This is a genomic window from Azospirillum sp. INR13 (assembly GCF_015390205.1).
In the GTDB taxonomy this organism is placed as follows: domain Bacteria; phylum Pseudomonadota; class Alphaproteobacteria; order Azospirillales; family Azospirillaceae; genus Azospirillum.
This window is the reverse complement of sequence record NZ_VUOI01000003.1, coordinates 1-19,620: the sequence shown is the minus strand read 5'-3', so window position 1 is coordinate 19,620 and position 19,620 is coordinate 1. Positions and strand designations below refer to the sequence as shown.

16 protein-coding genes and 1 pseudogene are annotated in these 19,620 nt (G+C 69.1%); 12 read left to right on the top strand and 5 right to left on the bottom strand.

The window, feature by feature from the left end:
- Positions 1 to 30: 30 nt before the first annotated feature.
- Positions 31 to 939 carry a LysR family transcriptional regulator gene (locus F1643_RS03205; protein ID WP_194910747.1) on the top strand — a complete coding sequence of 303 codons (909 nt, stop codon included), beginning with the start codon at positions 31 to 33 and terminating at the stop codon, positions 937 to 939.
- 112 nt (positions 940 to 1,051) lie between these two features.
- Here the strand turns inward: F1643_RS03205 and F1643_RS03200 are convergent, their stop codons facing one another.
- A complete protein-coding gene (locus F1643_RS03200; protein ID WP_194910746.1) occupies positions 1,052 to 2,899 on the bottom strand; it encodes a DEAD/DEAH box helicase in 1,848 nt (615 codons plus the stop codon).
- Between the two features lie 295 nt (positions 2,900 to 3,194).
- Between F1643_RS03200 and F1643_RS03195 the strand changes: the two genes are divergently transcribed.
- From F1643_RS03195 to F1643_RS03170, 6 genes and pseudogenes are all read left to right on the top strand, one after another.
- Positions 3,195 to 4,253: a LacI family DNA-binding transcriptional regulator gene (locus F1643_RS03195; protein ID WP_194910744.1), complete on the top strand. Its 1,059-nt coding sequence runs from the start codon at positions 3,195 to 3,197 to the stop codon at positions 4,251 to 4,253.
- 42 nt (positions 4,254 to 4,295) lie between these two features.
- Positions 4,296 to 5,746, top strand: a pseudogene (xylB, locus tag F1643_RS03190) (xylulokinase).
- Complete coding sequence (xylA, locus tag F1643_RS03185; protein WP_370540447.1) at positions 5,743 to 6,957, top strand: xylose isomerase; 1,215 nt, start codon at positions 5,743 to 5,745, stop codon at positions 6,955 to 6,957. The pseudogene xylB and the gene xylA overlap by 4 nt, the downstream one beginning before the upstream one ends.
- 329 nt (positions 6,958 to 7,286) lie before the next feature.
- Positions 7,287 to 8,327, top strand: coding sequence for a D-xylose ABC transporter substrate-binding protein (xylF, locus tag F1643_RS03180; RefSeq protein ID WP_194910741.1), 1,041 nt, complete (start codon positions 7,287 to 7,289; stop codon positions 8,325 to 8,327).
- Positions 8,327 to 9,649, top strand: coding sequence for a sugar ABC transporter permease (locus F1643_RS03175; RefSeq protein WP_194910739.1), 1,323 nt, complete (start codon positions 8,327 to 8,329; stop codon positions 9,647 to 9,649). Before xylF ends, F1643_RS03175 begins: the two co-directional genes overlap by 1 nt.
- Positions 9,646 to 10,449 carry an ATP-binding cassette domain-containing protein gene (locus F1643_RS03170; RefSeq protein WP_194910737.1) on the top strand — a complete coding sequence of 268 codons (804 nt, stop codon included), beginning with the start codon at positions 9,646 to 9,648 and terminating at the stop codon, positions 10,447 to 10,449. The genes F1643_RS03175 and F1643_RS03170 overlap by 4 nt, the downstream gene beginning before the upstream one ends.
- A 4-nt stretch (positions 10,450 to 10,453) precedes the next feature.
- Here F1643_RS03170 and F1643_RS03165 read toward each other — a convergent pair whose 3' ends face one another.
- The 4 genes from F1643_RS03165 to F1643_RS03150 form a co-directional block, all read right to left on the bottom strand.
- Complete coding sequence (locus F1643_RS03165; RefSeq protein WP_255542352.1) at positions 10,454 to 11,491, bottom strand: TAXI family TRAP transporter solute-binding subunit; 1,038 nt, start codon at positions 11,489 to 11,491, stop codon at positions 10,454 to 10,456.
- Positions 11,492 to 11,522: 31 nt separating this feature from the next.
- On the bottom strand, positions 11,523 to 12,911 hold the full coding sequence (locus F1643_RS03160; RefSeq protein WP_194910733.1) for a hypothetical protein: 1,389 nt from the start codon (positions 12,909 to 12,911) through the stop codon (positions 11,523 to 11,525).
- A 503-nt stretch (positions 12,912 to 13,414) separates the two neighbouring features.
- Positions 13,415 to 13,975, bottom strand: a complete 561-nt coding sequence (locus F1643_RS03155; RefSeq protein WP_255542351.1) for a sugar O-acetyltransferase — start codon at positions 13,973 to 13,975, stop codon at positions 13,415 to 13,417.
- 113 nt (positions 13,976 to 14,088) lie between these two features.
- The gene (locus tag F1643_RS03150) at positions 14,089 to 15,279 is read right to left on the bottom strand and encodes a plasmid replication protein (protein WP_194910731.1); all 1,191 of its coding nucleotides are present in this window, start codon (positions 15,277 to 15,279) and stop codon (positions 14,089 to 14,091) included.
- Between the two features lie 769 nt (positions 15,280 to 16,048).
- Between F1643_RS03150 and F1643_RS03145 the strand changes: the two genes are divergently transcribed.
- The 5 genes from F1643_RS03145 to F1643_RS24325 form a co-directional block, all read left to right on the top strand.
- Complete coding sequence (locus F1643_RS03145; protein WP_194910729.1) at positions 16,049 to 16,870, top strand: helix-turn-helix domain-containing protein; 822 nt, start codon at positions 16,049 to 16,051, stop codon at positions 16,868 to 16,870.
- A 12-nt stretch (positions 16,871 to 16,882) separates the two neighbouring features.
- Complete coding sequence (locus F1643_RS03140) at positions 16,883 to 17,551, top strand: hypothetical protein (RefSeq protein WP_194910727.1); 669 nt, start codon at positions 16,883 to 16,885, stop codon at positions 17,549 to 17,551.
- Positions 17,552 to 17,629: 78 nt separating this feature from the next.
- Positions 17,630 to 18,706 (top strand): UV damage endonuclease UvsE, encoded by a 1,077-nt coding sequence (locus F1643_RS03135; protein WP_194910725.1) that lies wholly within the window; start codon positions 17,630 to 17,632, stop codon positions 18,704 to 18,706.
- Positions 18,707 to 18,779: 73 nt separating this feature from the next.
- Entirely contained in the window at positions 18,780 to 19,379 is a 600-nt protein-coding gene (locus tag F1643_RS24330; protein WP_370540446.1) for a PAS domain S-box protein, read from the top strand.
- Positions 19,312 to 19,620: PAS domain S-box protein (locus tag F1643_RS24325; protein WP_370540466.1), on the top strand; the 309-nt coding region annotated here is incomplete at its 3' end. The genes F1643_RS24330 and F1643_RS24325, both read left to right, overlap by 68 nt.

The following is a 19,620-nucleotide window of genomic DNA, read 5'->3' as shown; positions in this document are numbered from 1 at the left end:
AAAAGCATCTGCAGGAATGAGCGGGAATAAATGGGAAACGGTAACAATTGGGATGACCTGCGTTACCTGCTGGCCGTGGCACGGCATGGCTCCCTGTCGGCCGCCGCCCGCGTCCTGGGGGTGAACCACAGCACGGTGCTGCGCCGGGTGACGGCGCTGGAACAAGCCATGGGCGCCCAGCTGTTCGACAAGCTGCCCGGCGGGTATGTGCTGACCGCGGCGGGCGACGAGATGCACCGCGTGGCGCAGAAGATGGAGGAGGATCTGGCCGCCGCCAACCGCCTGCTGTCCGGCCGCGACACCCGGATCGGCGGCAGCCTGCGCGTGACCACCGTCGACATCCTGACCCTCTACATCCTGCCGCACCACATCGCCGCCTTCCGCCGGCTGCATCCCGAACTGCGCGTCGATCTGGTGGCGGCGGAGGCGTCGCTCAGCCTGACCCGGCGCGAGGCCGACGTGGCGATCCGCGCCACCAGCCGGCCGCCGGAGAACCTCGTCGGGCGGGCGGTGTCGGGACTGGCTTTTGCCGTCTATGGCGCATCCTCCCATCTGGACCGGGTCGGCGGTGCCGACGACCTGGACAGGCATCCGTGGGTCGGGCTGGACGAGTCCTTCGAGCACACCTCCCTTGCCCATTGGATGAAACGGACGGTGCCGTCGGCGTCCATCGGCTACCGGGTGAATTCGGTCGCCGGTGCGGTGGAGGCGGTGCGGGCCGGGATAGGACTCGGCCTGCTGCCCTGCGGGGTGGTGGACCGCGACCCCGCCTTCCGCCGCATCGGCGATCCGGTGCCGGAGGCCGACGCCAAGCTCTGGCTGCTGACGCACGAGGATCTGCGCCACATGGGCCGCGTCCGCGCCTTCCTCGACTTCATGGCCGACGCGCTGACCCGCGAACGCGACCTGCTGGAGGGGCGGTGTCCGCGGTCGAAGTGACCGAAAACGCCCTCTCCCGCCCCGGGAGAGGGAGGGGACCCACGCCTATAGGCGTGGGGAGGGTGAGGGGTAAAGCAAGGATCCCGAACCGCACGGCTTCGTGCCTAACCCCTCACCCTTCCCACCGCTTCGCGGCGGGCCCCTTCCCTCTCCCGGGGCGGGAGAGGGAGCCATATGCGATGGTATGCCCCCGCCGCCGGGTGGACCACTGGAACTGCGGGTCGTCGGCGATCAGGTGGCGGTGGTCGGACAGCCGGTTGCGCTCCAGCCAGCCGACGGTCGCCTCCAGCTCCGACAGCGTCATTTCGGAACGCGCCTTCTTCATCAGTCGCTTCAGCACGGCGTTGTAGATGTGGTAGCCGGTCGGCCCCTCGGCGACGAGGTTGTTGTCCTCGTCCTCGATCACCTGCGCCGCGACCAGCTGGCCGATCCGCTGGCGCAGGTGATGCTCGGCGGCGCTCGGCGTCAGCGGCAGCTCCCCCGGATCGCGCGAGTGGGAGCCGAAATCGGGGCCGGGCGCCACCACCGCGAAACTCAACGCAGTGGCGTTGGATTCCAGCGGGATGATCTCCGGCTCCCGCTCCGTGCTGCGTTCGAAGGGAAGCTCCTGCTGGGGACGGCGGGTCTTCACCATGGCGCGGGTGCCCTGCTGGGTCTCCACCATGGTGCGGAACTGCTCGAACAGCGCGTCGGACGGATGGTAGATCAGCGCCCGCTGCCGGTCATAGGGGCCGCCATGCGGGTCCACCCGCGTCGCCCGCGCGATCGCCTGCTCCAGCCAAGGGCGCGAGCGGATGTGGGTCAGGCAGGCCACATGGGTGATGGACGGCGCGTCCAGCCCCTCATAGGCCATGGCGACGGAGACCAGCACCGCCGGCTCGGACCGCAGGCGGAAGGCAGCCACCACCTCCTGCGCGTCGCGGCATTCGGAGATGGCAAGCCGCGCCATGCGCCCGGCCTGCTCCTTCGGCATCCAGCCCTGCAACGTCTCCAGATAGAAGCGCGCCGTCCCCTGGTCCGGCGCGATGACCAGCAGCTTGCCCAGTCCCGGATCGTCGCGCCCGCGCGGCAGCTTCAGCTCCGCCCGCCGCTTCGCCCGATGCTCGCGGCAGGAGCGATAGGCCTCGCGCAGCATCGCCTGGGCGAAACCGGTGCGCAGCGCGGTGAACAGGGCGGCGCGCGTGTTCTCCCCCGCCTTGGACAGCGCATCGACCCAGCGGTTGGTCCGCTCCGCATCCAGCCAGGAGGCCGAGCCGTCCATCGCCCCGAAGGTGACGGGCAGGATCGCCTTCTCGGCCAGCGCCTGCCGGCGGGAATAGCCGACCACCGCCCAACCCGGCGCCTTGAAATCGATCTCCCGCACCTTGCGGGTTCCCTGCGGCGCGCGGTAGGGCAGCCACAGGATCGGACGGCCGTCGGCGCGCTCCAGCGTCCCGCTCATCAGCAGGCGGGCCGACGCATTCTCCAGCAGCGGCAGGATGGAGCGGCTCCAGGCCGTCTCCTCCTCGACCGCGGCCATGCGGTCGGTGTCGAACACCGCCGGCAGATGGTGCAACTCGTCCACCGCCAGAAGATAGCGGTGACGGCGGAACTCCTGCAGGTGCAGGTCCGGCGCCGCGGCGACTGCCTGATAGGTCGTGATGTAGCCCTGCAGGCCGCGGCAGAGGTCGCGCCCGTTCTCCGCCGCGCGCAGGGCGAGAGTGTGTCCCAACACCTCGCGCCAGCGCGGATCGACGAAGGCCTCCTCCGCCTGCTGGCGCAGGCTGTCGCGCGGCACGATCCAGCACACCCGGTCGATCCGCCCCGCCTTGTGCAGCGCCGCCGCCATGATGACCGGCAGCAGCGATTTCCCCCCGCCGGGCGTGACCGCCGCCAGAACGTCGCGAACCTCCGTCTGCTGCTGGCCGATGGCGTCGGCGATGGCGCTGACCAGTTGCTGATGGGTTCTCAGCTGCGGCATTCAACCCTGCTCTCGCTGTGGCACGAGGGAGGAGCAAGCCTAAATTCCCGCGAGTCCCCCGGTCATGGGTGCAATCGGAGGTGAGGGACCCCATCGGGAGTAGCGCAGTCTCCGGTCGGGGGCAGCGATTCGCGCCGCCTAAGCCCTATGATGACGGCGGAACGCTGCAGTCTGACGTACGTACCTGAAAGGGCATGAACCAAGCTCCGCCATGCTTCAGACAAAAGTCCAATCGGGGCCAGAACCTCAAAATCTGAGTTGCGCACCTCAAGGTGCCCGGAATATGGTTTGTGACATGAACAATCAAATCAACGATGCACCCCTGACCCTGCGCGACGTGGCGGCGGCGGCCGGCGTCAGCCTTGCGACGGCGGATCGGGTAATCAACGGACGGCCCGGCGTCAGCGCCAAGACCGCGCTCAAGGTGCATGAGGCGGTGCAGCGGCTGGGTTTCCGCCCGCTGGCGGCTGCGGCGGAGCTGGCGCGGTCGCGCTCCTGGCGCTTTGCCGTGGTCCTGCCCAGCGGCGGCAACCGCTTCATGATGGACATCGCCGACAATGTCCGCGCCCAGGCCGACTGGTTCCGCGCACGACGCATCGCGGTGGAGATCATCGAGACCGACGTGTTCGACGCCGACATCCTGGCTACGGAATTGACCGGGCTGCCGGGCCGCTTCGACGCGGTGGCGCTGGTGGCGCTGGACCATCCGCGCATCCGCGCAGCCATCGATGATCTGGTGGAAGGCGGCATGTCGGTGGTGACACTGGTGTCGGACGCCCCGTCGTCGCGGCGTCAGCATTATGTCGGCATCGACAACATCGCCGCCGGCCGCACAGCCGGGTCTCTGCTCGGCCGTTTCCGCGGCCCGCCGCGCAAGGGTGAGGCCGGCGGCTCGGTCGGCATCGTCACCGGATCGGGCAGCCTGCGCGACCATGCCGAACGCCGCTTCGGCTTCGGGCAGGTGCTGGCGGAGGAATTTCCCCACCTGACCCGCCTGCCGCCGGTGGAGGGGCGCGACGATCCCGACCGCAACCGCGATCTGGTCCGCCGCATGCTGGCCGGCACGCCCGATCTGGTGGCGATCTACAACACCGGCGAAGGCTCCGTCGGCATCGGCGAGGCGCTGGCCGAGGCCGGTCTCGCCCGCAAGATTCTCTGCGTCGGGCACGAGCTGACGCCCGCCACCCGCCGCATGCTGCTGGACGGCACCTTCGCCGCCCTGGTCGCCCAGGATCCGGGGCACGAGGCGCGCTCCATGGCTCGGGTGCTCCACGCCCTGGTCACCGGCCAGGAGATCGTCGCGGCGCAGGAGCATATCCGGGTCCAGGTCATCCTGCGCGACAACCTGCCCTGAAGGACATCAAAGCCTGAGGGGCGACAAACAAGGCCGAAAGACATGTTTCTCGGGATCGACATCGGCACATCCAGCGTCAAGGCGGTTCTGACCGACGCCGACGGGGCCGTCGCCGGCAGCGCGTCCCGCCCCTGCACCGTCTCCCGCCCCCACCCGCTGTGGTCGGAGCAGGAGCCGGAGGACTGGGTCGCCGCCGCCCTCGCCGCGGTGGATGAGCTACGGGAGCACCAGCCGGCCGCGCTCGCCGCCGTGCTCGGCATCGGTTTCTCCGGGCAGATGCATGGTGCCGTCCTGCTGGGCCGCGACAACCAAGTGCTGCGCCCCGCCATCCTGTGGAACGACGGCCGATCCCACCGCCAATGCGCGACGCTGGAGGAAACCCTTCCGACACTGCGCTCCATCAGCGGCAACATCGCCATGCCCGGCTTCACTGCGCCCAAGCTGCTGTGGGTGGCGGAGGAGGAGCCGGACATCTTCGCAGCACTCGCCAAGGTGCTGCTGCCCAAGGCCTATGTCCGCTGGCGCTTCACCGGCGCGATGGTGGAGGAGATGTCGGACGCCTCCGGCACGCTGTGGCTCGACGTCGGCCGGCGCGACTGGTCGGACGACCTGCTCGCCGCCACCGGCATGACCCGTGCCCACATGCCGGATCTGGCCGAAGGCTCCGATGCCGTCGCCCGGCTGTCGCCCGACCTCGCCCGCCGCTGGGGCATGCGGGAGCCGCCGGTGGTGGCGGGCGGGGCGGGGGACTGCGCGGCCAGCGCCGTCGGCCTCGGCGCCATCACGCCGGGCGACGGCTTTCTCAGTCTCGGCACCTCCGGCGTGCTGTGGCGGACGACCGACCGCTTCCTGCCCAACCCGGCGATGGCAGTCCATGCCTTCTGCACGCGCTGCCCGGCGTCTGGCACCAGATGGGCGTGATGCTGTCGTCCGCCGCCTCGCTGGCCTGGGCCGCCTCCACCCTCGGCGCGCCGGAGGCGGAGCTGCTGGCTCCGCTCGGCGATGCGGTGGACGGCCCGTCGCCGGTCGCCTTCCTGCCCTACCTGTCGGGCGAGCGCACCCCCCACAACGACGCCACCGTGCGCGGCCTGTTCGCCGGCCTGTCGGCGGAGACCGGCCGGAACGCCATGGTACAGACCGTGCTGGAAGGCGTCGCCTTCGCCGCCCGCGACAATCTGGTGGCGCTGGGGGCTGGTGCCCCAACCTCTCTCGACCTTGCCGGCGGCGGCTCCCGCTCGCGGCTGTGGGCGCGGATCTGCGCCGACGTGCTGGGCGTCACCATCCACCGCATCGAGGACGGCGAGGTCGGTGCCGCTCTCGGCGCCGCCCATCTCGGCCGCATGGCCGCAACCGGAGAGTCCCCCGCCACCGTCTGCCGCAAGCCCCGCCGTCTAGAGACCTTCACCCCCGATCCGGCCCGCACCGATGCGTACAGCCAGGCTTGGCTGCGCTGGCGCCGGCTCTACCCCCTTGCCAAGGAGTTCGCGTCTTGAGCACCGCCTCATTCTTCGGCGACCTGTCCCCGGTGGCCTATCGCGGACCGGACAGCCGCGACCCGCTGTCCTACCGCTGGTACGACAAGGACCGTGTGGTGCTGGGCAAGCGGATGGAGGACCATCTGCGGCTGGCCGCCTGCTACTGGCACAGCTTCTGCTGGCCGGGCGGCGACCCCTTCGGCGGCGAGACCTTCCAGCGCCCATGGATGCGCCCCGGCCTCGACCCGATGCAGGCGGCGCACGCCAAGGCCGATGTCGCCTTCGAGATGTTCCGCCTGCTCGACGTTCCCTTCTTCTGCTTCCACGACCTCGACGCCGCACCGGAGGGTGCCACGCTGGTCGAAAGCGTCGACAACCTGAAAGTCATCACCGAACTGTTCGCGGCCAAGATGGAGACCGCCAAGGTCCGTCTGCTGTGGGGCACGGCAAACCTGTTCTCCCACCGCCGCTACATGGCCGGTGCGGCGACCAACCCGGACCCGGAGGTCTTCCTATACGCCTGCGGGCAGGTGCGCGCGGCACTGGAGGCCACCCATGCGCTGGGCGGCGCCAACTACGTCATGTGGGGCGGCCGCGAGGGCTACGAGACGCTGCTGAACACCGACCTGAAGCGCGAGCTGGACCAGATGGGCCGCTTCGTTTCGATGGTGGTGGAGCACAAGCACAGGATCGGCTTCGACGGCCCGATCCTGATCGAACCGAAGCCGCGCGAGCCGACCAAGCACCAGTACGATTTCGACGTCGCCACCGTCTACGGCTTCCTGGAGCGTTACGACCTGCTGGCCGACGTGCGGGTGAACATCGAGCAGAACCACGCCATCCTCGCCGGCCACAGCTTCCAGCACGAGGTGGCGCTGGCGCTGGCGCTCGGCATCTTCGGTTCGCTCGACATGAACCGCGGCGACGCGCTGCTGGGCTGGGACACCGACCAGTTCGCCAACGACATCGGCGAGCTGACGGTGGTCATGCACGACATCCTCAGGGGCGGCGGCTTCACCACCGGCGGCCTGAATTTCGACGCCAAGATCCGCCGCCAGTCGCTCGACCCGGAGGACCTGCTGCATGGCCACATCGGCGGCATCGACGCCTGCGCCCGCGCCCTGCTGCAGGCGGCTCAGATGCTGGAGGACGGCGCCCCTGACCAAGCCGCTGGCCGGGCGCTACGCCGGCTGGGACAGTGCGGAGGGCCAAGCGATCCTGTCCGGTAAGCGCGACCTCGCCACGCTGGCCGATCGCGCGCTGACCTCGGGCCTCAACCCCCAACCGCGCTCCGGCCGGCAGGAGTATCTGGAGAACGTCGTCAACCGGTACGTCTGACCCCCGCGACTATATCCCCTCTCCCCCCCGGGGAGAGGGTTAGGGTGAGGGGGTCGCGCGGCGAGGATCTTCAAGAATCCCGCCCTTCCCGCTCTCCACCAATTCCACGCTTTGCATCCCCCTCACCCCGACCCTCTCCCCGGGGGGGAGAGGGGGAATTGGCAGACTTCACGTCCATAAATGCCGCCGCCCCGATGCGGCCACACAGGGAGGAAACACGATGAAGCACCGCCTTACCGCAGCAGCAGCCGGTCTGTTCATGACCCTGACCGCAACCACGGCGCTCGCCGCCGGCACCACCGTCGGCGTCTCCTGGTCCAACTTCCAGGAAGAGCGCTGGAAAACCGACGAGGCGGCGATCAAGGCGGTGATCGAGAAGGCCGGCGGCAAATACCTGTCGGCCGACGCCCAGTCCTCGCCGGCCAAGCAGCTGTCGGACATCGAATCGCTGATCTCCCGCGGCGCCCAGGCGCTGATCATCCTGGCGCAGGACGGCGACGCCATCCGCCCGGCGGTGGAGAAGGCGGCGGCGGAGGGCATCCCGGTCGTCGGCTATGACCGGCTGATCGAAATCCCGTCCGCCTTCTACATCACCTTCGACAACAAGGAGGTCGGCCGCCTCCAGGCGCGCAGCGTCTTCGCGCTGAAGCCCAAGGGCAACTACGCCTTCATCAAGGGCAGCTCCACCGATCCCAACGCCGACTTCCTGTTCGCCGGCCAGATGGAGGTGCTGAAGGCCGCCATCGACCGCGGCGACGTGAAGAATGTCGGCGAGGCCTACACCGACAAATGGCTGCCGGCCATCGCCCAGCAGAACATGGAGCAGATCCTGACCAAGACCGGCAACAAGGTCGATGCCGTGGTCGCCTCCAACGACGGTACGGCGGGCGGCGCGGTCGCGGCGCTGGCGGCGCAGGGGCTGGCGGGAACCGTGCCGGTGTCGGGCCAGGACGGCGACAAGGCGGCGCTGAACCGCATCGCGCTCGGCACCCAGACGGTGTCGGTGTGGAAGGACGCCCGCGAACTCGGCCGCCGCGCCGCGGAGATCGCCATGGAGCTTGCCGGCGGCAAGAAGATGACCGACATCGCCGGCGCCACCAGCTTCGACGGTGGGCCGAAGAAGCAGAAGATGACCTCCCTGTTCCTCACCCCCATCGCCATCACCAAGGACAACCTCGGCCAAGTGATCGACGCCGGCTGGGTGACCAAGGACGTCGTCTGCCAGGGCGTGAAGCCCGGCAGCGTCAAGGTCTGCAACTGATGGCCGAGCCGTCCACCACCCTGTCCCCGGCGTCCTCCCCGGATGCGCCGTCAGGCCGGCGGGCCGGCATCGGCGACGCCCTGCGCGCGCTGGAGCTGGACACCCGCATGGTCGGGATGATCGGGGCGCTCGCCATCGTCTGGATCGGATTCGACCTCCTGACCGGCGGCGCCTTCCTGACCCCGCGCAACCTGTGGAACCTGTCGGTACAGACCGCGTCCGTCGCCGTGATGGCGACGGGCATGGTGCTGGTCATCGTTACCCGCAACATCGACCTGTCGGTGGGCTCCATCCTGGGCTTCACCGGCATGGTGGTGGGCGTGCTCCAGGCCCGCATCCTGCCGGAGATCTGGGGCTTCGACCATCCGATGACCTGGGTGGTGGCGGTGCTGGCGGCGATTGCCGTCGGCGGGGCGGTGGGGGCGCTGCAGGGCGCCGTCATCGCCTATCTCGGCGTGTCGTCCTTCATCGTCACGCTGGGCGGGCTGATGGTCTGGCGCGGCGCCGCCTGGTGGGTGACGACCGGACAGACGGTGGCGCCGATGGACGGGCTGTTCAAGCGGCTGGGCGGCGGGTTCGAGGGCGCCATCGGCGCCGGTCCCAGCTGGGCGGTCGGCATCGCCGCCATCCTGCTGTCGGTCGCCGCCATCCTGATGACCCGGCGGCGCAGGGCCGGCTTCGGCTTTCCCGTCCGGCCCTTGTGGGCGGAAGGGGTGGTGATCCTGCTGGTCGCCGCCGCCATCACCGGCGCCGTGCTGGTGGTCAACGCCTATCCCCTGCCGGTCCCGGTGGTGCGCCGGATGATGGAGGCGCAAGGGATGGCCACCGACGGCACTCTGCCCTTCGTGGCGCATGGCTTCGCCATCCCGGTGCTGATCGCGCTGGCGGTGGGCGTGGCGGTGACCGTCCTGACGCGGCGCACCCGCTTCGGCCGCTATGTCTTCGCCATCGGCGGCAACCCGGAGGCGGCGGAGCTGTCGGGCATCAACACCAAACGGGTTCTGGTGATGGTGTTCGGGCTGATGGGGGCGCTGTGCGGCCTGTCCGCGTGCATCGCCACCGCCCGGCTGAACGCGGCCACCAACGCCAACGGCACGCTCGACGAGCTGTATGTCATCGCCGCGGCGATCATCGGCGGCACCTCGATGGCCGGCGGCGTCGGCACCATCCTGGGCGCGATGCTGGGCGCCATGGTGATGCAGTCCTTGCAGTCCGGCATGGTGCTTCTGGGGGTGGACGCGCCGATGCAGAACATCGTCGTCGGCATCGTGCTGGTCGCCGCGGTCTACATCGACACGCTCTACCGCAGGGGGATGAAATGACCGCTCTCGCCACGTCGGAACCGTTGACGGCAACGCGCCCGCTGGTCGAGATGCGCGACGTCTCCATCGCCTTCGGCGGCATCAAGGCGGTGGACGGCGTCAGCATCGACCTCTATCCCGGCGAGGTGGTCGGGCTGCTCGGCCACAACGGCGCCGGCAAATCGACGCTCATCAAGATCCTGTCCGGCGCCTATGCCGCCGACCATGGCGAGATCCGGGTGAATGGCGAGCCTGTCCACCTCGCCAGCCCGCGCGACGCCAAGCGTTGCGGCATCGAGACGATCTATCAGACGCTGGCGCTGGCCGACAATGTCGACGCCGCCGCCAACATCTTCCTCGGCCGGGAGAAGCTGACCGCCTGGGGCACGCTGGACGACCACGCGATGGAGGCGGAGGCGCGCCGGGTGATGGGCCGGCTCAACCCGCATTTCCGCCGCTTCAAGGAACCGGTCAAGGCTCTGTCGGGCGGACAGCGCCAGTCGGTCGCCATCGCCCGCGCCATCCATTTCGACGCCCGCGTCCTGATCATGGACGAGCCGACCGCCGCACTCGGCCCCGCCGAAACCCGGCAGGTGGGCGAGCTGGTGAAGCAGCTGAAGCAGGAGGGCATCGGCATCTTCCTGATCTCCCACGACATCCACGACGTGTTCGACCTTGCCGACCGCATCCATGTGATGAAGAACGGCAAGCTGGTCGGCACCGCCCGCGTCGCCGACGTGACGAAGGACGAGGTGCTGGGCATGATCATCCTCGGCAAATGCCCGCCGGGTGCGGTTCCCGGGCCGGGAGCCGCCGGCTGACGGGTCAGCGCGGTACCGGCGACGACACCAGTGTGGCGGGCTGGAGTTCCTTCATGGCCGTCTTTCCGTCGGCCGTTCTGCCCTCTGCTCCCTGGCGCAGCCACTGCTCGGCGGGCTCGAAGCGGGTCCAGCCGGGCACGTCGGCGGCCAGATTGACCTCCTTCCATTTCGGATGGCGCGGCGGCTTCAGGAACTCGTCGAACCTGCCGAAGAAGGCGTCGACGAAGCGGGCGACCTTGCGGTGCCGCTCCAGGTCGCGTTCCCAGCCATAGACGGCCATGACTGCGCCGACGGCGACGGTGTCGACCTGTTCGCCGGGCTTGATGAGCCCTTCGTAATCCGCGCTGGTCAGTCGCGAGGGCAGATAGGTGTCGAGCAGGGAAGCGCTCATCGGGATCGACAGGAAATGCAGGCCGTCGCCCGCCTTCAGGTCGCGGAACAGGCGGGTCGGCTTGCCGGCGACATAGGCCATGGCCGCGATCTCGCCCCGCCGCAGCTTCTCCAGCGCCAGGGACTGGTCGTTGCCCTGCGGCTCCACCTTGATGCCCAGCATGTCGAAGACCAGCGACGCCGTCATGTGCGTGCCGCTTCCCTGCACGTCGAAGTTCACCTTGCGCCCGGCGAGATCCTCGATGCGCGTCACGTCGGGGGCCGCCAGGATGTGCATTTCCTCGTTGTAGAGCTTGGTGATGTATTTGACGCGCCGGTCCAGGTTGGGCAGAAGCCGTTCCCGCTTGGCATAGGCCAGCACGTCGGACTGCACGATGCCGACGTCGATCCCCTTCAGCAGAACGATGTCCTTGAGGTTCTGGACCGACCCCTTGCCCAGCATCGGCAGGACGCGCAAGGCGTCGCCGTCGTCGAGCACCGCGGCCAGATCGGCGGCGATCCGCACATAGGTCCCCTCGACCCCGCCCGACACGATGCCGACGGTCCCGCTGTTGGCGCTGACGCCGCGCGGATCGGCAGCATATGCCGGAGAAGCGGCGCCCGCGAACAGGCACGCTCCCACAAGAAGAATGCGGACGATCGATGCCTTCATGATGGCTCCCTCCCTGGTTCCCGACATCTTGCTACCTGGATTTGCCGGCGAGCCAGACTGTCAGCTTTTGCAGTTGCTGTTCCGCGTCGCCGCTGCCGGCGACGACCGCCCGGCGGTACCAGGCCGCGGCCTGTTCGGGATCGGACGGAAGCCCGCGGACGCGCAGCCGCTCGTGGACCAGCGGATCGTGCGTCCGGCCGAGCGCCAGGGCCGCCGCCGCATTGCCGGTCTCGGCGACCATCTCGTAATAGAGCCGCGCGCCCGCCAGATCGCCCTGCGCGAACAGGTCGTCACCCCGCTTCATCAGCGTCGTCTCCGCAACGGCGGACGGAAGCCGCGCCGGGCGCTGCACCGCCGCCTCCCGCGGCTGCGCCCGCTCCGGGGCCGGCGGCGGGGCGGCAGCCGGCGGAAGAGCCGCAACGGCGACCGTGGCGACAGGGGCGGTGACCACCGGTTCCGACGGGGCAGGGGGCGAGGACGGGGAGGCCGCGGCCGGCTGAACCGCCGCCGGCGCATCGACGGGCGGCGGGGCGGCGGCGGCGACCGGCGGTTCGGCGGTCACTTCCGGTGAAGGTGCCGATGTCGGTTCGATTGCCGCCTCGACCGTCTGTTCCGGTGGCGGTTCGGGTGGCGCATCGGCGACCGGTCCTGGCACGGGTGCAGGCGCGGGCGCACTGGCTTCACCTTCCGTCGGCTCCGGCGCGGCCTGCGGGGCCGACTGTCCGGATGCCACCGGGTCCGCCACCCGGTCCGGTTCCGTCCTGCCGTCAAGCGCTGCGGCTTCAATGCTCTGCGACGAGCCGCCCTGGGCCGGCGGTTGGGTGCCGCCCGGTTCCGGCGTGGCGGCGCTGTCGGCCGCGGCGGTCTCGGTGGCCGCCGGCAGGATCGCTATCGTCAGATCCCGGGCCTGCTTGGCGATCACGCCGCCGCCGTGATCGGTCACCGCGGTGAGGTGCAGCGTCACGCTGTCCGCCGTCTCGGGCGGCAGGGTCATGGTGAGACCGGGCAGCTCCTCCAACCGCACCCGCCACGTGTCGTCGGCGATCTTGTCGCCGCTCGACAGGGTGGTCCCCGGTGGCAGATCGTCGATCAGCACATAGGTGATCGCCTCATGCTGCGGGTTCGGCTGCCCATAGGGCGAGGTGACGGCGATGGACAGCAGGGTCGGCTGTCCCGGGACGCCGCCGGATGCCTGTGCCGCGATGAAGGGAATCAGCCGCCAATCCGTCTCCACCTCGCCCCCATTCTGGATCACCGTCGTCCGGGTGGGGGCCGCGTCCGCCTGTGGCAGGGGGGCCGGTGCCTTCTCCCGCGTGCCGAGCCAGGATTCCAGCGTGTTGTCCGCCGGCCCCTCCGCCGCGCCGGTCCACACGAGGCAGCAGCCGGTTCCGAAGGCATCGGAATTGAGCCGCGCGGACACATCGGCCGGTTGAAGGGGAAGCGCAAGAACACCCAGTGCGGCAAAACAAGGCCGGACGCCGCCTGTGATGGGAAGTAAAGAGCGTGCGCTTTCCCATCTGCCTCCGTGTCGGAGAACATAGGCACGATGCAGAAAACGGCGCAGTGAACCGGACTGCGTTTCTCGCATGGCGGCATCCTCCCTGACAAAATCCCCTTGGACCCGCCTTGACGACAGGGTGCATTCCGGGACTTTTGAAAGACATGCGACGTTGATTTCCGCCGCGAGTTGTTTCGAATTATTTATTATCTGAACGACCGGCCACGATCGTTTTATTCTATGATGTGACAGAAGAAAAACAACCATCCCGTAGAGGTCATTTTCCGCTTTACGGCGAAGAGAGGATTACTTCGTAATATTTGGATATGGATCGGATGGAGAAGCACCGGCACCGGCGGCCGGACCCTCCGCCGGAACGGGGTGCCGCCACCGGTCCGGCGACACCCCGCCCGCGAAGAAACGGATCACCGGATCCGGGCCGGGTTCCCCATGACCGTCGCGCCGGCCGGCACATCGCGCGTCACCACGCTGCCGGCACCGACGATGGCATCGTCGCCGATGGTGACGCCGGGCAGGATCAGCGCGCCGCCGCCGATCCAGACATTGCGGCCGATATGGATGGGCCGCCCGAACTCCAGCCCGGCTTCCCTCGCGGCGAAGTCGCGCGGATGGTCGGCGGTCAGGATCTGGACCCCCGGCCCGATCTGCGTCTTGTCGCCGATGCTCACCGCGACGACGTCCAGGATGACGCAGTTGAAGTTGAGAAAGACCCCGGCGCCGAGGCTGATGTTGTAGCCATAGTCGCAATGGAAGGGCGGGCGGATGACCGCCCCTTCGCCCACCGCGGCGAGGCGCTCCAGCAGAAGTTTGCGCCTTTCGCCGGGCGGCAGCGCGAGTGCGGCGTTGTAGCGGACCATCCACTCCTTGGCGGCGGCCTGATCCGCCTGGATTTCCGGGGCCGAGGCGTCATAGAGATCGCCGGCCAGCATCTTTTCCTTTTCGCTGCGTCCATCGGACGTCTGCATCGCTCATCCTCCGCATCGTTCGCTCGTCCGGCGGCAATGTCCGACAGTTGTCCGCCATGGGCGCCCGATTAGAGCAGATGTCGAAATGCGATGCGCCGACGCGTGAGGATGGGTCAGCCTTCGCCCTGGCCGGAGCGGGCGCCCAGCAGATTGCCGCGGCGGCGGCGGACCTCGACGCTCTGGCCGGGGGTGATGGGCAGGAACTCCTTCGGGCGCTCGTCGCTGCCGGCGATGGCGCGATAGGTGGCGGCGTTCGCCTCCTGCACGTCGTTGCCGCGGCGGACCTGATCCAGGAATTTCTGGCTCGGCATCATGATGTATTCGATGTCGTTGATGCGCCGCCCGTCCTTCGACACCGTCTTCTCCACCCGGTCGAGAATGCCCTCCTCGACCAGGGAATCGACGGCCAGGGTCACCGTGCGCAGCGTGTCGCGCCGCCGGCTCCACTCGTTCATGCCGCTGTTGTTGATGATGTCGTCGGCCGACAGGATCATCGGCGGCACGCTGTGCACCCCGTCGGGCAGACGGGCCAGATCGAGGTCGCCATATTCGATCGACAGCCGGTTGTAGAGCCAGCGCGCCACCGGGCTCTTCAGCCGCATGATCCACTGGTAGGAGATCGGCTTGAATTCCAGGTTGCGGATGGCCGAGGCGACCAGTGCGTTGAACTCCAGATAGGTGTCGTTCTCGTCCTCCTCGCCGCCCTCGCCGGTGCGCGGGCGGATGTAGAGCGTCGGGAAGACCGAGGATTCCAAGACCGGACGCGCCGACTTGCGGCCGCTCTCCGGCACCTTGCTGATGATCATGCGGGTACGGGCCAGGATCTCCAGCGCCTCGCGAATCTCCGCCGTGTCCATGGTGCGGTTGACCGCGCGCAGCTCCCGCCGGATTTCATAAAGCGAGAAATGGACGCGCACCCGGTCCTGCTTGTCGCCCATCAGCGACAGCCGCGAGCGGTCCATGGCGAGGCGGCGGACCACCTGTTCGACGATCTGCTCGCGCTCGGACGGGAACACCTCATACTCGACCATCCGCTTGTCGGCCGGATCCTCGCCGGGACCGGGCTTGGCCGGGCGGTAGATGCGGGCGGGCTGCAGGGTCAGCGTGAACAGGGCGTCCTTGAAGGGAAACTCCTTGTGGACCGACTGGACGAACGCGTTGGCGGCCGGCAGTTCCGGCTCCGTCCCCCGGCCTTTGGACACGAAAACGAATCGCGGCGCCGTGTCGTAAAGCGCGATCATATGGGACTGACTGCGGTCCTCCATCTCGAACAGAGTCAGTTGGACCGCGTTCGCCTTGCTCATGGCTCATCCCTCCTCGCCAAAGGCCACGATAGGAGGTGCCGTCGGACGGAGGCAACCGGCAGGGCGGAGTCCGCCCGCAGACCTGTGTCCCGTTTGCCCGCGTTTGTGTAGGAAATGCCCGCGCCTGTATCCCGTTTGCCCGCGCTTCGGTCGCAGGCCGCCGATTGGCGCCGCTCCGCGGGGGGCGGGCAGACCGGATCCGTGCGAATCGCGCGGCCGTTCGGCGAAACGCGAGCAAATGGGACAGAGACTCGGGGACGCGGCTTCCCTCCATGGGACCGCGAAGCGCGAGCAAATGGGACAGCCCCGGCGCCGGAGGACTCCCAAGCGCGAGCATTAGGGACACAGCGAATCCCGTGATGCGGCCGGCCGGACCATGAAACGCGGGCAAATGGGACAGATCCGGCCGGCAAAGCTGGCCAGCGGCCTTCCTCCGCGGCAACAGTCCGCGGGCCGGACCGCAGACCATGGCCTCAAACCGCGGGCAAGTGGGACAGCCCGCGGCGGCGCGAACAGCGCTGGTCGCCGACAAAGCGCGGGCAAACGGGATCGAATCCGATTCGCAAGCCAAGCGCGACCAAAGGGGACACATCCGCGACCAAGGACGACACAGGCGCGGGCCGATGGGACACAACCGCGGGCGAAGGGGACACAACCGGATCGGTCCCTTTTGCCCGCGATTCGACGGATGCCGCAGCCGGCGGAATCCTTCGCCCAAGTTCGCCGGCCCCATCCATGCCGGCCCCAAAGCCTCGCGGAGTTTTTCCCCATGCCCACACCGACGCCGTCCGCATCAGCGGCAAATCCCCCCGATACCAGGCGGTGGGGACGGATTCCCGCCTGGTGGCTGGACCATCCCGGCCTGGACGCCGACGGCTTCGCCGTCCTGGCGGCGCTCGCCACCTTCGCCGACGAGGACGGCCTGTGCTGGCCGTCGCAATCGACGCTGGCCGCCAAGCTGAAGCGCTCGCGCCCCACCATCAACCGCATCATCCAGGGCCTGAGCGACATCGGGCTGGTCGGGGTCGAGCACCGCCGCGGCCGCGACGGCGCCCGCCTGTCCTGCCTCTACCGCTTGCGCTTCACCCCACTTGATAACGCCGGAGACTCCGACCGGGAGTCCGTCTCCGCCCGCCCTGTCCAGCCCGCCGACAGGGATGACTCGGACATGCACAGCCCCTGTCCGCCGGCGAGTCAGGAACAGGTCCATTCCAAACAGATTTCAGACTCGCTCGCTTCGGGCGGGCACGGCCGGGCGCAGACGGTTCCGGAGGACTGGATGCCGACCGCCGACGACCTCGCATGGGCCAAGGTCCGTCACGCGGAAATCGACCTCGGCCGCCATGCCGAGGGGTTCATCCTGCGCTGCCGGGCCCACGGCTACCGCTACCGCGATGTCTCCTCCGCCTGGCGGGCCTGGCTGGCGCAGGATGCGGCGGCGGGCAAGGCCCCGGTCGTCCGCAACCGCCCGTCTGCGACAGTGATCGCCCCAACCACCCGTCCATCCGCCGCCGCCGAACAGCGGTTGGGCGCCTGGGCCGCCGCCGCCGCGGAACTGCGCCAGCGCGCAGCCACCCCCTCCTGGTCGTAGAAGGGGAAATCGATGACCACCGCAAAGCGAAGCGTCACCGCCACCGTCACCGCCCTGCCGCGCTCCCCGTCCCCGGCGTCCCCATCGTCGCCGGCCGCGGCCTTCGATCCGGCACTGCCGGCTCCCGATCGGCAGGCCCGCCTGACCGCCGCTCTGCCGCCCGTGCTTCGGCAGCGTCTGGCCCAGGGCCGGACCGACCGCCGCCCACGCTTCGGAGACGACGGCTTCGACGGCATGATCGAGTTGTGGTCGCCGCCGGACGGCGTCACCGCCGCCGAGGCCGCGCTCGCCCGCCAAAGCCTTGAGGAGCTGTACGCCACCGTGCTGGCCCCGGCCGACAGCGACCATCTGCTCGGCCGCGTGCTGACCCTGCTCAGCCATTTTCCGGCCAAGGGGCTGTCGCCCGAAGTGGAGCGGATGATGGCGCTCGACTGGGCCGAGGATCTGGGCGAATACCCGGCCTGGGTCATCGATGCCGCTGCCCGCAGCTGGCGCCGCAGCCGGAAATGGCGTCCATCCATCGCCGAGATGCGGATCCTGTGCGAGGAGCTGTGCGCACCCGAACGGGCGCTGGCCGACCGGCTGGGCGCGCTCGCCGCAGCCGCCCCGCTCGATTCTCGCGGCACGGGCCTGCAGGCGGTCGCGACCGGGGCGCTGCGCCGGATGGGCGGGATGGGGTGACTCCGTTGCGTCCCTGCGGTGGACGGTGGTTGTCGGCGGTCCATATCAAGGAACCCGTCCGCTTCACGTTGCCGACCGATGCCCGACAGCGCTCACTTCCCGTTCCCCTCCGCCCCCCGCTTCGGCTGGTGCTGCCAGTTCATCCCGCCCGATGGCGACGCCGGACTTGCCAAGCGCATGAATCCCGGCACCGTCACCATCGCGACGCTGAGCAAGCTGGGTCCGGCCCGCGCCGAGGAAAAGCTGACGGAGGTGCTGCGCCGCAACCTGCTGGCCCTGCATCTGCAACTGGACGAGGTCGCCTGGCATCCGGCCTACCGCCGCCTGCTGCGCGTCAACAGCGGACTGCTGCCGGCCTACACGCACGAGGTCGGACGGCCGCTCTACCGCCAGCCGGGCATCCAGGCACTGGTGCAGAAGGGTTTGGAGCATGCCGGCCGCAAGGCGATGGAGGCGGGGATCCGCATCGGGCTGCACCCCGACCAGTATTGCGTTCTGAACAGCGCCAACCCGCCCACGCTCGACAATGCGGTGGCGGAGCTGGAATACCATGCCGACATCCTGCGGATGATGGGGCTGGCCGGCGGCTGGCACCCGCAAGGCGCCCACGTCAACATCCACGGCGGCGGGCGCGGGGAGGGGATCGCCGGCTTCCGCCGCGGCCTTGCCCTGCTGTCGGAGGATGCGCGCAACCTGCTGACCGTCGAGAACGACGAGATGTCGTTCGGCCTGGACGACCTGCTGCCGCTGGCCGACGCCGTGCCGATCGTTCTCGACCTCCACCATCACTGGGTCCGCACGCAAGGGGAGTATCTGCGTCCCGAGGATCCGCGAATCGCCGCCGTCATCGGCTCCTGGCGCGGGGTGCGGCCGGTCGCCCACATCAGCGTGTCGCGCGAGGATCTGCTGGCGGATTGGCCCCCCGACAGCCTGCCGGACTATGCCGCGCTGGCGGCGCGCGGGCTGACCACGAAGGATCTGCGCGCCCATTCCCAGCGCATGTGGAATCGGGCCGTCAACCGGCTGGTGGCCGACCACCTCTCCTGGGCCGATTTCGAGGTGGAGGCCAAGGCCAAGAACCTCGCGGTCGACGATCTGGAACTGGACGCCCTCGGCAGCGGGGCCGTGGCTGCCTTGCCCGATCTGCAGCCTTGACCGACGGTTGCACTCAACTACTGTGTTGCTGGAGACCGATGACGACCGATTGATATCATGTGAGGGTTGTGACGTGGCCGACGACATCCGGGATGAGAACCTGGACGCACTTTCGCAGCTGCAGGCGATGCTGGACACCGTGCCCGACGGGATCGTCGTCATCGACGACCGCGGCCGGATCAAGACCTTCAACCCTGCCTGCGAGCGGCTGTTCGGCTGGACCGCCGCCGAGGTGATCGGCCGCAACGTGAAGATGCTGATGCCGTCGCCTTATCAGGAGGAGCATGACGGCTATCTGGAACGCTACCACCGCACCGGCGAGCGCCGCATCATCGGCATCGGGCGCGAGGTGACCGGGCTGTGCAAGGACGGTTCCTGCTTCCCCATGGATCTGTCGATCGGCGAGGCGAGCCAGGACGGCGCCCCCGTCTATATCGGCATCATCCGCGACCTGACCGCAGCCAAGCGGGCGGAGGCGGCGCTGCGGGAGCGCGAGGCCCGCCTGACCTCCATCCTGGAAACGGTGCCGGAAGCGATCATCGTCATCGACGAGAAGGGGCTTGATCGAATCCTTCAGCCCGGCAGCCGAACGGCTGTTCGGCTATGTGGCGGCGGAGGTGATCGGCCGCAACATCAGCATGCTGATGCCCTCGCCCTACCGCGAGCAGCATGACGGCTATCTGGAGCGCTACGGGCGGACGGGGGAGCGCCGCATCATCGGCATCGGCCGCATCGTCTCCGGCCAGCGGCGCGACGGATCGGTGTTCCCGATGGAACTGGCGGTGGGCGAAGTGCTGCTGGGCGGCCAGCGCCGCTTCACCGGCTTCGTCCGCGACCTTACCGAACGTCAGGCGACCGAACGGCGCCTGCAGGAACTCCAGTCGGAGCTGCTGCACGTCGGCCGGGTCACTGCG

Bases quoted from the DNA above. Each gene is read 5' to 3' on its own strand.
- F1643_RS03195 (WP_194910744.1), top strand. From the start codon at position 3,195: ATGAACAATCAAATCAACGATGCACCCCTGACCCTGCGCGACGTGGCG.
- F1643_RS03145 (WP_194910729.1), top strand. From the start codon at position 16,049: ATGCCCACACCGACGCCGTCCGCATCAGCGGCAAATCCCCCCGATACC.
- F1643_RS03170 (WP_194910737.1), top strand. From the start codon at position 9,646: ATGACCGCTCTCGCCACGTCGGAACCGTTGACGGCAACGCGCCCGCTG.
- F1643_RS03155 (WP_255542351.1), bottom strand. From the start codon at position 13,975: ATGCAGACGTCCGATGGACGCAGCGAAAAGGAAAAGATGCTGGCCGGC.
- F1643_RS03135 (WP_194910725.1), top strand. From the start codon at position 17,630: ATGCCCGACAGCGCTCACTTCCCGTTCCCCTCCGCCCCCCGCTTCGGC.
- xylF (WP_194910741.1), top strand. From the start codon at position 7,287: ATGAAGCACCGCCTTACCGCAGCAGCAGCCGGTCTGTTCATGACCCTG.
- F1643_RS03165 (WP_255542352.1), bottom strand. From the start codon at position 11,491: ATGAAGGCATCGATCGTCCGCATTCTTCTTGTGGGAGCGTGCCTGTTC.
- F1643_RS03205 (WP_194910747.1), top strand. From the start codon at position 31: ATGGGAAACGGTAACAATTGGGATGACCTGCGTTACCTGCTGGCCGTG.
- F1643_RS03150 (WP_194910731.1), bottom strand. From the start codon at position 15,279: ATGAGCAAGGCGAACGCGGTCCAACTGACTCTGTTCGAGATGGAGGAC.
- F1643_RS03200 (WP_194910746.1), bottom strand. From the start codon at position 2,899: ATGCCGCAGCTGAGAACCCATCAGCAACTGGTCAGCGCCATCGCCGAC.
- F1643_RS03140 (WP_194910727.1), top strand. From the start codon at position 16,883: ATGACCACCGCAAAGCGAAGCGTCACCGCCACCGTCACCGCCCTGCCG.
- F1643_RS03175 (WP_194910739.1), top strand. From the start codon at position 8,327: ATGGCCGAGCCGTCCACCACCCTGTCCCCGGCGTCCTCCCCGGATGCG.